Annotated in this window: 12 protein-coding genes; 4 read left to right on the top strand and 8 right to left on the bottom strand. The window is 66.2% G+C overall.

Going from position 1 to position 12526, the window contains the following annotated elements; all coding sequences use genetic code 11:
• Positions 1-547 precede the first annotated feature (547 nt).
• From cydX to rpoH, 5 genes are all read right to left on the bottom strand, one after another.
• The gene (cydX, locus tag KVT39_RS29550; protein ID WP_034179083.1) at positions 548-670 is read right to left on the bottom strand and encodes a cytochrome bd-I oxidase subunit CydX; all 123 of its coding nucleotides are present in this window, start codon (positions 668-670) and stop codon (positions 548-550) included.
• 54 nt (positions 671-724) lie between these two features.
• The gene (gene cydB, locus KVT39_RS29555; protein WP_034179082.1) at positions 725-1861 is read right to left on the bottom strand and encodes a cytochrome d ubiquinol oxidase subunit II; all 1137 of its coding nucleotides are present in this window, start codon (positions 1859-1861) and stop codon (positions 725-727) included.
• 31 nt (positions 1862-1892) lie between these two features.
• Positions 1893-3473, bottom strand: a complete 1581-nt coding sequence (locus tag KVT39_RS29560; protein WP_034179081.1) for a cytochrome ubiquinol oxidase subunit I — start codon at positions 3471-3473, stop codon at positions 1893-1895.
• Positions 3463-3747, bottom strand: a complete 285-nt coding sequence (gene cydP / locus KVT39_RS29565; protein ID WP_175750344.1) for a cytochrome oxidase putative small subunit CydP — start codon at positions 3745-3747, stop codon at positions 3463-3465. The genes KVT39_RS29560 and cydP overlap by 11 nt, the downstream gene beginning before the upstream one ends.
• A 381-nt stretch (positions 3748-4128) precedes the next feature.
• Positions 4129-5064, bottom strand: a complete 936-nt coding sequence (gene rpoH, locus KVT39_RS29570) for an RNA polymerase sigma factor RpoH (protein ID WP_034179079.1) — start codon at positions 5062-5064, stop codon at positions 4129-4131.
• Between the two features lie 360 nt (positions 5065-5424).
• Between rpoH and KVT39_RS29575 the strand changes: the two genes are divergently transcribed.
• Both KVT39_RS29575 and KVT39_RS29580 read left to right on the top strand, forming a co-directional pair.
• Positions 5425-5994, top strand: coding sequence for an acyloxyacyl hydrolase (locus tag KVT39_RS29575; protein WP_131947505.1), 570 nt, complete (start codon positions 5425-5427; stop codon positions 5992-5994).
• 45 nt (positions 5995-6039) lie between these two features.
• A complete protein-coding gene (locus KVT39_RS29580; RefSeq protein WP_034179077.1) occupies positions 6040-6423 on the top strand; it encodes a nuclear transport factor 2 family protein in 384 nt (127 codons plus the stop codon).
• A gap of 131 nt (positions 6424-6554) precedes the next feature.
• Here the strand turns inward: KVT39_RS29580 and leuA are convergent, their stop codons facing one another.
• Together leuA and ybiB are read right to left on the bottom strand one after the other, a co-directional pair.
• On the bottom strand, positions 6555-8204 hold the full coding sequence (gene leuA, locus KVT39_RS29585; protein ID WP_175750336.1) for a 2-isopropylmalate synthase: 1650 nt from the start codon (positions 8202-8204) through the stop codon (positions 6555-6557).
• Positions 8205-8584: 380 nt separating this feature from the next.
• The gene (gene ybiB / locus KVT39_RS29590) at positions 8585-9559 is read right to left on the bottom strand and encodes a DNA-binding protein YbiB (RefSeq protein ID WP_217590804.1); all 975 of its coding nucleotides are present in this window, start codon (positions 9557-9559) and stop codon (positions 8585-8587) included.
• A 193-nt stretch (positions 9560-9752) separates the two neighbouring features.
• On the opposite strand from ybiB, the gene maiA reads away from it, so the two are divergent.
• Positions 9753-10397 carry a maleylacetoacetate isomerase gene (gene maiA, locus KVT39_RS29595; RefSeq protein WP_034179437.1) on the top strand — a complete coding sequence of 215 codons (645 nt, stop codon included), beginning with the start codon at positions 9753-9755 and terminating at the stop codon, positions 10395-10397.
• Between the two features lie 71 nt (positions 10398-10468).
• Here maiA and ftsY read toward each other — a convergent pair whose 3' ends face one another.
• Positions 10469-11623: a signal recognition particle-docking protein FtsY gene (gene ftsY / locus KVT39_RS29600; protein WP_105393312.1), complete on the bottom strand. Its 1155-nt coding sequence runs from the start codon at positions 11621-11623 to the stop codon at positions 10469-10471.
• 214 nt (positions 11624-11837) lie between these two features.
• Between ftsY and rsmD the strand changes: the two genes are divergently transcribed.
• Complete coding sequence (gene rsmD, locus KVT39_RS29605; protein WP_034179074.1) at positions 11838-12452, top strand: 16S rRNA (guanine(966)-N(2))-methyltransferase RsmD; 615 nt, start codon at positions 11838-11840, stop codon at positions 12450-12452.
• The last annotated feature ends 74 nt before the right edge of the window (positions 12453-12526 follow it).

The following is a 12526-nucleotide window of genomic DNA, read 5'->3' on the forward strand; positions in this document are numbered from 1 at the left end:
CGTGGCGGCGTCGTGGAGCGACGTCGCTGCGATCGGGTCTTTCAGTGGAGCTGCGGGAGATACCAGCGCGCGGGGCGATGCGGCCGCACCGCACGCTTTCGGCACGCGGGGGCGTGCGTTACGGAACGGGAGGCGGGCAGGCGTGCCGGTCGGACCGGCGGGGCGGCGTACGCGCGTTCATCGGCGGCGCGCGGCAACGGCCGCAATGGCGAAGCGGCCGCAGTCGGCTGCGTTCGTCCGGCCGCGCACGATGGCGACAACAGGTGCCGCCGCACGGCAATCAGCCGCCGCCCGGCAACACGGCGCGCAGGCGCGCGCCATAAACGGGATTCGCATGTCTCCCCCACCCAGAAGGATTCGGCCTGTCAGCGGCCGTGTCCAACGATCTTATGAAACCTTTTATTGGTATTCAAGTGGTATCAATCTGGAGCTAAATTGGCATCGGCGTGCGGCGCCTGTCCGGACGGCCGGGACGAAAAAAAAACCTCGCGCGAAGCGAGGTTCGTTCCGGACGGCGGCGGCGCGATCCGCCGCGGCGCGTCACGCGTCAGTCGCGGCGCACGCGCGCGGGCGCTTCCTGCGTCTTCTGCCGCGCTTCGAGCCACATCGCGTTGACGATGCCGAACGACAGCGCGACGCCGATACCGAGAATCCAGCTGAAATACCACATGATCCGACTCCTTGCGAAACGGTGGACGGGGGCGCCTGTGCGCCCCGGCCAGGTTCAATACATCGAGTGATTGTTCTCTTCGAGCGTCTGGTGCGTGACCTTGCCGCGCATCACGCGATACACCCAGCCCGTGTAGACCAGGACGATCGGCAGGAACACGATCACCGCGAACAGCATCACCTGCAGCGTCTTGTGGCTCGACGTCGAATCCCACACGGTCAGGCTGCTGCGCGGGTCGAGCGACGACGGCATGATGAACGGGAACATCGAGAAGCCCGCGGTCAGGATCACGCCGACGATCATCAGGCCCGTGCAGAAGAACGCCGTCTTCTCCTGCTTCGAGCCGGCGAGCAGCAGCGCCAGCAGGCCGCCCGCGATCCCGACGACCGGCGCCGCGATCATCCACGGAAACTCGCTGTAGTTCGCGAGCCACAGGCCCGAGCCGGCGGCGACGTCCTTGAGCAGCGGGTTCGCGACCGTGTCGGTCGGCGCGGCGTTCGTGATGTGGAAGCCGCCGATATACGACGCGATCAGCACGCCGGCCAGCACGAACAGCACGACCGCGAGGAACGACGCCACACGCAGCGCGATCGATGCGCGGCGCGCGATCACGCCGTCGGTCTTCATCTTGATGAACGCGGCGCCGTGCGCGACGAGCATCGTGAGGCTGACGAGCCCGCACAGCAGCGCGAACGGGTTCAGCAGCGCCCAGAAGCTGCCGTAATAGGTCACGCGCAGGTCGCTGTCGAACTTGAACGGCACGCCCTGCAGCAGGTTGCCGAACGCGACGCCGAACACGAGCGCCGGCACGAAGCCGCCGGCGAACAGGCCCCAGTCCCAGCCCGCGCGCCAGCGCGGGTCCGGCCGCTTGCTGCGGTAGTCGAAGCCCACCGGCCGGAAGAACAGCGCGAACAGCACGAGCAGCATCGCGAAGTAAAAGCCGGAGAACGACGCGGCATAGACGAGCGGCCAGGCCGCGAACATCGCGCCGCCGGCCGTGATCAGCCACACCTGGTTGCCTTCCCACGTCGCGCCGACCGTGTTGACGATGATGCGGCGCTCCTCGTCGGTCTTGCCGAGGAACGGCAGCAGCGCGGTCGCGCCCATGTCGAAGCCGTCGGTGACGGCGAAGCCGATCAGCAGCACGCCGACGAGCAGCCACCAGATCAGCTTGAGAGTTGCATAGTCCATAGCGATTCCTTGTTCCGTTTCGGGTGCGTGCTCAGGCCGGGGCGCGCTCGCTGGCGGCCGCGAGTTCGTGGTGATAGCGGCCGGTATGCAGCGACGACGGGCCGAGGCGCGCGTACTTGAACATCAGCTTGATCTCGATGACGAACAGCGCGGTGTAGAACAGGATGAAGCCCGCGAGACTCAGGTACAGGTCGGTCGGCGTCAGGCTCGACGCGGACAGGTGCGTCGGCAGCACGCCCGCGATCGTCCACGGCTGGCGGCCGAGCTCGGCGACGATCCAGCCGAATTCGATCGCGATCCACGGCAGCGGGATCGCCCACAACGCATAGCGCAGGAACCAGCGGCGGTTGTCCTGCAGCAGTTCGCGGCGCGCGCAGAACCAGAACGCGGCAACGAACGTCGCGACGAACAGGAAGCCGAGGAACACCATGATCCGGAACGAGAAGAACACGGGCGCGACCGGCGGGATCGTCTTCTTCGCGGCGGCCTTGATCTGCTCGGGCGTCGCGTCGGTCACGTTCGGCGTGAACTGCTTGAGCATCAGACCGTAGCCGAGATACTGCTTGTGCTGGTCGAACAGTTCGCGCGTCGCGGCGCTCGTGTCGCCCTGCTTGATCTTCTGCAGCGCGCCGTACGCGATCATCCCGCTCTGGATGTGCTCCTCGCTGTGCTTCGCGAGATCGCGCAGGCCGATCACCGGTTCGTCGATCGAGCGCGTCGCGATCAGGCCGAGCGCATACGGGATCTTGATCGCGTAGTCGGTACGCTGTTCTTCCTGGTTCGGAATGCCGATCAGCGTGAACGATGCGGGCGCCGGCTGCGTTTCCCATTCGGATTCGATCGCGGCAAGCTTCATCTTCTGCACTTCGCCGGTCGTATAGCCCGATTCGTCGCCGAGCACGATCACGCAGAGCGTCGCCGCGAGGCCGAAGCCGGCCGCGACCGCGAACGAGCGCAGCGCGAAGTCGATGTCGCGCTTCTTCAGCAGGTACCACGACGACACGCCGAGCACGAACATCGCGGCCGACACGTAGCCGGCCGACACCGTGTGCACGAACTTCACCTGCGCGACCGGGTTGAACAGCACGTCGAACAGGTTCGTCATCTCCATGCGCATCGTCTGGTAGTTGAACTCGGCGCCGACCGGGTTGTTCATCCAGCCGTTCGCGACGAGGATCCACAGTGCGGACAGGTTCGAGCCCAGCGCGACGAGGAACGTGACCATCAGGTGCTTGACCTTCGACAGGCGGTTCCAGCCGAAGAAGAACAGGCCGACGAACGTCGATTCGAGGAAGAACGCCATCAGGCCTTCGACCGCGAGCGGCACGCCGAAGATGTCGCCGACATAGTGCGAGTAGTACGACCAGTTCGTGCCGAACTGGAATTCGAGCGTGATGCCGGTCGTCACGCCCATCGCGAAGTTGATGCCGAACAGCTTGCCCCAGAACTGGGTCATGTCCTTGTAGACCTGTTTGCCGGTCATCACGTAGACGGCTTCCATGATGACGAGCAGCCAGGACAGGCCGAGCGTCAGCGGCACGAACAGGAAGTGGTAGAGCGCCGTGATGCCGAACTGCAGGCGTGATAGATCGACGACTTCACTACTTATCATGGTGGTCTCCCTCGGTGGGTGCAGGTGCCGGTACCGAGAGCAGCTTCTCGGCGACGGCGGCAGGCGGAAGCGACATGTGCTCGGCCTGCGGATGATTGAAGAATGCGTATTTGAGCGACATCAGGAGGATCAGCTTGACGATCAGCACCAGGGTGATGTCGCGGGCGAGGGTCGGTCCGCGAGCCCACGCGGCGATGCGCGCGCGCCAGCCGATCGTGCCGGCCGGCCGCTGGGGAGGCGGCGCAGGCTCTTTATTGATCGAGATCAAGGTGATTATCCTGAATCGATTTAGGACGGATTGGGGGCGACTTTACGTCGGATTTATGACGGCCGTGAAGCTGTTTTAATCCTTTTGCGCCTGACATGCCAATTTTAAGATGACGGCTTTCCGATGCCGAGTGCTGCGCTGCGGCAGACCGTCGCTAACTACGGGCTGAAACTTGAGGCAGATCAAGCTTATGCGGAAGGGAGCCGAAAACGGCCTATTACCTGATGAATCGGGTCAATTAATCGGCGAAGAAACGGGCGGTAAAGCGGATGAAACGCAGCGGGAAAAGCGGAAAAGCAGCGGAAAAAGCAGCGGGAAAAAGCAGACGAAAAAAAACCGCTGCCGGTCAGGCAGCGGTTTTCGATGCAGCGCTCTGAGTCGCCGGATTTATGCGTATTCGGCGAGGGCGGTGCGCATCTTTTTCATTGCGCTCGCTTCGATCTGGCGGATGCGTTCCGCGGACACGCCGAACTCGGCGGCGAGATCGTGCAGCGTCGAGCCGCCCGAGCCGTCGTCGTCGACGTGCAGCCAGCGCGCCTCGATGATGCGGCGGCTGCGCGCGTCGAGCGCGTCGAGCGCCTGCGCGATGCCGTCCGTCTGCAGCGTGTCGCGCTGACGCGCGGCGAGCACGGCGGTCGGCTCGTTGTGCGAGTCGGCCAGATAGGCGATCGGCGCGTACGACTCCTCGCCGTCTTCCACCTGCCCTTCGAGCGCGATGTCGCCGCCCGACAGGCGCGTTTCCATCTCGGCCACTTCTTCGCGCTTGACGTTGAGCTCCTGCGCGAGGCCGTCGATTTCCTCGGGCGTCATCGCCTGCATGCTCTTCTTGTGGCTGCGCAGGTTGAAGAACAGCTTGCGCTGCGCCTTCGTCGTCGCGACCTTCACCATGCGCCAGTTGCGCAGGATGTACTCGTGGATCTCGGCCTTGATCCAGTGGATCGCGTACGACACGAGGCGCACGTTCTGGGCCGGATCGAAGCGCTTCACGGCCTTCATCAGGCCGATGTTGCCTTCCTGGATCAGGTCGCCGTGCGGCAGGCCGTAGCCGAGATAGTTACGCGCGATCGACACGACGAGACGCAGGTGCGACAGCACGAGGCGGCGCGCCGAGTCGAGGTTGTTGTTTTCGCGGAATTCGGTTGCGTACTGGCGTTCCTCTTCGGCCGTCAGCAGAGGAATGCGATTGACGGCCTGGATATACGCGTCGATGTTGCCAAGCTGGCCCGGCAACATCGATTGAGCTGCGAGCGCCAGCGAGCCTGCCGATTCGGCCTTGGCCGGCGTCGGGCTCAGGGTATTCGGAAGGGTCAGGGCGTTGCTCACTAAAAACTCCTTTGGAATCAGGGACAAACCCTGGGTCTCGGATGAGATTCCGGGGCCAATCTTAGCACTCCCGGAAACCGAGTGCTAATTCCTTAGAGCGGGCGTGGGCATCTGAGTTCCCGATTTTTCTATCGAGATAGTCGAGTCGATAGTCTAATCTGCGACCAAGGCGGCGGATCGAAGTTCCGTAAACCATTGTTTCTGATGGGAATCAGTAGACGATTTCGATTTTTGTCGTTTTGGAAGGAAGCCATTTCGCTTCGTGATGCCGATCCGAAAAGTCCTTTACCATACCATTCAGTTCGCTCGAGCCAGGCCGTCGCGGCAGGCTCCATTCAACCCACAAAGTTGGAGTGTCAGATGAACAATAAGAAGAATCGCCGGCCCCGCAGCCGGCTTGCGCTGCATGCGATGCTGGCGGCGTCACTTCTGGGCGGATCGGGTGCGGCGTTCGCGGATCGATGGGGTATCCAGGCGGGCGGCGGGTTTTCGGATCGTCACGGGATCGACAAGGCCGATCTCGGCGTGGTGTGGGATCCGGGCTGGAACTGGTGGGAAATCGGCGGCTGGCACTTCGCTTTCGTAATGGAAGGCCACGTCGGCTACTGGCACACGGGCGGCAACGTCCACGGCAGCATCGGCGAATTCGGCGCGCAGCCGATGTTCCGCTTCGTCAAGAGCGCGGGCCAGGTGCGTCCGTTCGTCGAGGCCGGCGCCGGCATCCGGTTCCTGACTTCCCCGACGATCTCCAACAATCTTTCGCTTGCGACGTCGTTCCAGTTCGTGGATGTCGTCGGCGTCGGCGCACAGTTCGGAGAACGGCAACAGTATCAGGTCGGTTACCGTTTTCAACATGTGTCTAACGCGGGTATCAAAGAGCCGAATCCTGGTATAAATTTCCACCAGTTCTACGTGCAGTACAACTTCTGATCCGCATGCCCGCGCACGGCGTGCGCGTTGCCGAGGAGTCAGGCGATGGCGAAGGTGGTCGATGCGATCCGCGCGCTCGAGCGCGATCGGTTCCGGGCGATGGTGGACGGGGACGGCGAGGCGCTCGACGCGCTGCTGTCGGACAAGGTGTTCTTCGTGCACACCAACGGCAAGCGTGAAACCAAGCAGCAGTTCATCGACGCCATCGTCGCCGGCCGCCGCCGCTATCGTCAGATCGAAATCCAGTCGCAGGACGTGCTGCCCGTCGGTGGCGAAACCTGCGTCGTCACCGGGCGCGCGTTGATCGAGATGGAAACGAACAACGGCGGCCTGGTGTTCCCGATTGCCTATACGTCAGTCCATACCGAGGAGCAGGGCCGCTGGTGCCTGCTCGCATGGCAGGCGACGCGGTGCGCGACCGAGACATGAGCGCGCGTGGCGCTCCTTTTCATGTCCCCACCGAAGCGGCCTTATGGGCCGCTTTTTGCTGGCCCGTGCGGCGCGGATCGCGCGGCGCACGGGCGGTCACGCCCTGCTCGCTGACTGTCGAACCCTGAGCGTCAGGCCGCCGCGCGGCGGTCCGTGCAATGCCATGCCGAACGGTTGATTGCGCTGACGATTGCGTCGAGCGCGGCGCTTGCCGCATCCGCGTGCAGGCCGACGCCGTGCCGCAGCGGCACATCGCCGACCCGGCAGCCGACCGATACCGCGATCCGGCCGTCCGTCGTGCGCGCGTGTTCGCACGACGCGATGTCGATCGCGGTGCCGGCTGCCGCCGCGAATGCCGCGGCCAAATGTCGCACGGCGTCTTCGGGCGTCGCGTCGGCCGCTGCCGGCGCTGCCGCGATCTCGCGGTTCTGCCAGCGCGCACCGCTGCCATGCCGCGCGGCCGGGCCGTCGGTCTCGAAGAATTCGCGGGCGAACAGCGCGCAGATCGCGTCGCCCGTCACTTCCTCGCCGGACGCGTCGGCGAGCGTCTGCACCGCATGGCTGAATTCGATCTGCACGCGGCGCGTCGGCGTGAAGCCCATCCCGCGTTCGAGCAGGAACGTCGCGCCGCCCTTGCCGGACTGGCTGTTCACGCGGATCACCGCGTCGTAGCTGCGGCCGAGGTCGGCCGGGTCGATCGGCAGGTACGGCACCTCCCAGACCGCGTCGGGGCGCTGCTGCGCGAAGCCCTTGCGGATCGCGTCCTGGTGCGAGCCCGAGAACGCGGTGAACACGAGGTCGCCCGCGTACGGATGGCGCGGATGCACGGGAATCTGGTTGCAGCGTTCGACGACGCGGCGCACCGCGTCGATGTCGGAGAAGTCGAGGCCCGGGTCGACGCCCTGCGTGTAGAGGTTCAGTGCGAGCGTGACGAGATCGACGTTGCCGGTGCGCTCGCCGTTGCCGAACAGGCAGCCCTCGATGCGGTCGGCGCCCGCGAGCAGCGCGAGCTCGGCCGCCGCGACCGCGGTGCCGCGATCGTTGTGCGGATGCACGGACAGCACGATGCTGTCGCGATACGCGAGGTTGCGGTCCATCCATTCGATCTGGTCGGCGAACACGTTCGGGCTCGCGGCCTCGACGGTGGCCGGCAGGTTGACGATCATCTTGTGGTCGCGGGTCGGCCGCCAGGTTTGCGCGACCGCATCGCAGATCTCGCGCGCGAACGTCAGCTCGGTCATGCTGAAGGTTTCCGGCGAGTACTGGAAGGTCCAGTGCGTGTCGGGGCGCGCGGCGGCGTGCTCCTTGATGATGCGCGTGCCGTCGACCGCGAGCGCCTTCACGTCGTTCTTCGACATCCCGAACACGATGCGGCGGAACGACGGGCAGACCGCGTTGTACAGGTGCACGATCGCGCGCGGCACGCCTTCGAGCGCGTCGAACGTGCGGGCGATCAGGTCTTCGCGCGACTGCACGAGCACTTCGATCGTCACGTCGTCGGGAATCCGCTGGTCGTCGATCAGCTTGCGGACGAAATCGAAGTCGGTTTGCGACGCCGACGGAAAACCGACTTCGATCTCCTTGAAACCGATCGCGACCAGCATCTCGAAGAACTCGAGCTTCTGCTCGATGCTCATCGGCTCGATCAGCGACTGGTTGCCGTCGCGCAGGTCGGTGCTCATCCAGACGGGCGCGCGCTCGATGGTGCGGGTCGGCCAGCGGCGGCCATTGATGCGGACGGGCTCGAACGGACGGTACTTGTCTTGCGGATTGCGCTTCATCTTCTGGACCTCGGGTCTCAAGTCGCGAGCGAAGACGGGCGGCAGGGGCGACGGTTGGCGCTGCCTCGCACCGCAGCGCGCGAAATGCGCTGCGGATGCGAATGATCTTCGCGAATCGACCGACGGATAGACGGACGAATGCTGACGACTTCGGGTTGTAAAAACTGCGAGAGGGGTACGGCGAGGAACTGCTGGGAGGGGCCGTGCGGACAGCACACGGCGCTACGACAGCCTTAGGCTAGTCGTAGCGATAGCGGCCGCGCTAGGCAGCCGGAGGTAATTCGGAGGGTGTTCGGAAAGGAACGCATGTCGGCAACTCTATGCCAGGATGCGGGCGCGTGTCAAATGGTCGGGGCGCGGGGCGGGTCGTTGCCGCGCCGTCAGCGCGCGATGCGGGCGATCTGCACGATCGTCGCGACTTGCCGCGCGACCGTGTCGGGCACCGGCACCTCGCCGCGCAACACGGCGTCCGTCCACGCGGCCGTCGTCGCCGCATCGCGCGATTCGGGCAGCGCGACGGGCGGCGTATCGGTCGACGAACGTTCGGCCTCGATCAGCGTGTCGCATACACCGTCGTGCAGCCAGTCGACCTGCACCTGGCGCCGCGTATCGGCGACGGCCTCGCCCTCGGTGCCGCGCGCGAGCAGCGCGCCGCCGAGCGCGGCGTCCGGATGGTCGCGGAACAATTGCGCGAGGCTGTCGCGGTACGGCGGATGCGTGTAGTTGACGAGCCGCAGGCCGGCCGGCGCGAACGGCTGCAGGATCTTCACGAGCGTGTGCGTCGAGTTGCGCACGCCGAGCACGCTGCGCATCGACAGCAGGTGCGCGATGCGCGGCGCCAGCGCTTCGATCGGCGCGAACGCGACGCGGCGCTCGGCGAGCATGTCCTCGATCGCATCGTGCGACGTCGACGGCGCGAGCGACAGCGCCGAGAAGATCTCCGCGCTCGTCACGCGGCCCGAGTCGCGCTCGACGCCGTGCACGAGCACCGGCACGCCTTCGCGCGCGAGCAGCAGCGCGAGCAGCGGCACGAGGTTCGGCTGCTTGCGCGCGCCGTTGTAGCTCGGGATCGACACGGGGCGGAACGCGGCGTCCTGCACGTGCACGGGCTCGAACGACGCCTGCGCGGCGGCAAGCATCGCGGCCAGCTCGTCGGACGTTTCGCCCTTCAGCCGATAGGCGATCAGGATCGCGCCGAGTTCGACGTCCGACACACGCGCGTCGAGCATCGCGCGATAGAGCTCGAACGTGTCCTCGGCGGACAGTGCGCGCGCGCCGTGCGGGCCGCGGCCGATCTCCTTGATGAAGCGGGCGCAACGGAATGGAACGGCGGCGGGATCGTGGGAAGCGGTCATCGGGACGTGGGGCGGGCGGCCGGCATCGGGCCGCGCGGTGAGCGTAAGGAATGCCCCGAGTATCGCACGGGTGCGGCCGGCGCAAGCGCGGCCGCGCATCGCGTCGCGCTACACTCCGGGTACCGGCGGCGGGCGCGCCGGCTGCGCCGCGCCTGTGCCGTTGCCGGCCGAATACGACTACGAGAGACATCCCATGAAGCTCTACAGCTATTTCCGCAGTTCTGCGTCGTACCGCGTGCGGATCGCCCTGAACCTGAAGCAGCTGCCGTTCGACTATGTCCCCGTGCACATGCTGCGCAACGGCGGCGAGCAACTGAAGGACGAGTACCGTGCACTGAATCCGGATGCGGTCGTGCCGACGCTGATCGACGGCGACGCGACGCTGCAGCAGTCGCTCGCGATCATCGAATATCTCGAAGAAACCCATCCCGAGCCCGCGCTGCTGCCGAAGCAGCCGGTCGACCGCGCGTACGTGCGCGCGGTCGCGCTGCAGATCGCGTGCGAAATCCATCCGCTCGACAACCTGCGCGTGCTGAAGTACCTGAAGCACACGCTGCAGGTACCCGAAGAGGCGAAGAACGCGTGGTACCGGCACTGGATCGAGGCGGGCTTCGAAACGCTCGAGACGCGCCTCGCGAACGATCCGCGCACCGGCAAGCTGTGCTTCGGCGACACGCCGACGCTCGCCGACCTGTGCCTCGTGCCGCAGGTGTTCAACGCGAACCGCTTCTCGATCGACACGACGCGTTATCCGACGATTCAACGGATCGTCGACCATGCATCGACGCTCGACGCGTTCAAGGCCGCCGAGCCCGGCGCGCAACCCGACGCCGAATGAGCGCGGCGCGCCTCGGGCGCGCATGAAAAAGGGCGCCCGAAGGCGCCCTGGGCGATGCGGGCCGGCGGCGTTCAGCCGAGCAGCGCGTCCGCGAATTCCACGGCGCTGAACGGCTGCAGGTCCTCGACCTTCTCGCCGACACCGATGAAGTAGACGGGCACCGGGCGCTGCCGCGCGATCGCGGCGAGAATCCCGCCCTTCGCGGTGCCGTCGAGCTTCGTGACGATGAGGCCCGTGAGGCCGAGCGCGTCGTCGAATGCCTTCACCTGCGTGAGCGCGTTCTGGCCGGTGTTCGCGTCGATCACCAGCAGCACTTCGTGCGGCGAGCCGTCGTGCGCCTTCGAGATCACGCGCTTCACCTTCTTCAGCTCTTCCATCAGGTGGAGCTGCGTCGGCAGGCGACCGGCCGTGTCGGCCATCATCACGTCGATCTTGCGTGCGCGCGCGGCGCTGACCGCGTCGAAGATCACCGCGGCCGGATCGCCGCTTTCCTGCTGCACGACCGTCACGTTGTTGCGCTCGCCCCAGACCGCCAGCTGTTCGCGCGCGGCCGCGCGGAACGTGTCGCCCGCGGCCAGCAGCACCGACTGGTCGAAGCTCTGCAGATGCTTCGCGAGCTTGCCGATGCTGGTGGTCTTGCCCGCGCCGTTCACGCCGGTGATCATCATCACGAGGGGCTGCGCGCGGCCGAGCATCAGCGATTTCTCGAGCGGCTTCAGCAGCTCGACGAGCAGGTCGTGCAGCGCACCCTTCACCTGCTGCGGGTCGGTCAGCCGGCCGGTGCGTACCTTTTCGCGCAGTGCGTCGAGCAGGTACTCGGTCGCGTCGACGCCCGCGTCGGACATCAGCAGCGCGGTTTCGAGTTCCTCGTACAGATCCTCGTCGATCTTCGTGTTGACGAATACGCCGGTGATGCTGTTGCCCGTTTTCGCGAGCCCCGTTTTCAGGCGCGCAAGCCACGATTTCTTCGCGGATGCGTCCTGCAGCGGCGGCGGGACGATCTCGACCGTCTCGACGACTTCGTCGCGGCCGTCGTTGGTCGGCGTGACCGTCATCACGACGGCCGGCGCGGCCGGTTGCACGGGCGCCTGCGGCACGTCGGCCGCGGGCGGAGCCTCGAGCACGGGCGCATCGGACGGCTCGTCCGTTTGCTGCGCGTCGGCCGATTGCGATTCCGCGGGATCGGGCTCCTGCGTTTTCTTGAATCGTTTGAAGAAGCTGAACATGGTCTGACGTCGGGAAGAGGGGGGCCGCCGCCAGAAGCGGGGCGCCGGACGGGCCGTTCTGCGTTCGCGCGGGCGCGGCGCACGGCGGCCGAAACCGTGCATTTTATCAGTGCGGCGTGGCGCTCGCGTCAGTGCGCGTCGCCGCTGTGGTAACGTGCGCCTGTTTGGCGGTGCGCCCTGCGCGCGCCCGGTCCCTCCGTTGCCTATATTCCGTATGTCCCGTTCCTCTCCCGGCCGCCCGGCGGCCCCTCCTGGCCGCGGCAAGCCGCACACGATCCGCATCATCGGCGGCGACTGGAAACGCACTCCGCTCGCGGTGCTCGATCTCGACGGCCTGCGGCCGACGCCCGATCGCGTGCGCGAGACGCTGTTCAACTGGCTCGGCCAGGATCTCGAAGGCCGGCGCTGCCTCGACCTGTTCGCGGGCACCGGCGCGCTCGGCTTCGAGGCCGCGTCGCGCGGCGCGGCGAGCGTCGTGATGGTCGAACGCCATCCGCGCGCCGCGCAGCAACTGCGTGCGATCAAGGACAAGCTCGGCGCCCGCACGGTCGAAGTCGCCGAAGCCGATGCGTTGCGGCTCGCGGCCGGGCTCACGCCGGGCGCGTTCGACGTCGTGTTTCTCGATCCGCCGTTCGGCGATCCGGCCGCGCTGGAGCGCGCGATCGCGCTGTCGGCGCCGCTCGTCGCGGCGGACGGTGCGCTTTACGTCGAGACGGGGGCTGAACTCGATCCGGCCGCACACGACGCGCTCGCGGGCTGGCAGGTCGTGAAGCACGGCAAGGCCGGTGCGGTTCACTATCATTTGCTGCGGCGCGAAAATGATGAATAATGCGCGTTCCATACGAGGCGGCGCGCCGCAAAGGCGACGCATGCCCATCTCGGCAGTGGCGTGCGCATCGCACC

It is taken from the genome of Burkholderia sp. GbtcB21 (genome assembly GCF_019091065.1).
GTDB classification, from domain to species: Bacteria; Pseudomonadota; Gammaproteobacteria; order Burkholderiales; family Burkholderiaceae; genus Burkholderia; species Burkholderia pyrrocinia_C.

Excerpts from the sequence above, each read along its gene's own strand:
- cydX (WP_034179083.1), bottom strand. The coding sequence starts at position 670 with ATGTGGTATTTCAGCTGGATTCTCGGTATCGGCGTCGCGCTGTCGTTC.
- cydB (WP_034179082.1), bottom strand. The coding sequence starts at position 1,861 with ATGGACTATGCAACTCTCAAGCTGATCTGGTGGCTGCTCGTCGGCGTG.
- KVT39_RS29560 (WP_034179081.1), bottom strand. The coding sequence starts at position 3,473 with ATGATAAGTAGTGAAGTCGTCGATCTATCACGCCTGCAGTTCGGCATC.
- KVT39_RS29575 (WP_131947505.1), top strand. The coding sequence starts at position 5,425 with ATGAACAATAAGAAGAATCGCCGGCCCCGCAGCCGGCTTGCGCTGCAT.
- KVT39_RS29580 (WP_034179077.1), top strand. The coding sequence starts at position 6,040 with ATGGCGAAGGTGGTCGATGCGATCCGCGCGCTCGAGCGCGATCGGTTC.
- leuA (WP_175750336.1), bottom strand. The coding sequence starts at position 8,204 with ATGAAGCGCAATCCGCAAGACAAGTACCGTCCGTTCGAGCCCGTCCGC.
- ybiB (WP_217590804.1), bottom strand. The coding sequence starts at position 9,559 with ATGACCGCTTCCCACGATCCCGCCGCCGTTCCATTCCGTTGCGCCCGC.
- maiA (WP_034179437.1), top strand. The coding sequence starts at position 9,753 with ATGAAGCTCTACAGCTATTTCCGCAGTTCTGCGTCGTACCGCGTGCGG.
- ftsY (WP_105393312.1), bottom strand. The coding sequence starts at position 11,623 with ATGTTCAGCTTCTTCAAACGATTCAAGAAAACGCAGGAGCCCGATCCC.
- rsmD (WP_034179074.1), top strand. The coding sequence starts at position 11,838 with ATGTCCCGTTCCTCTCCCGGCCGCCCGGCGGCCCCTCCTGGCCGCGGC.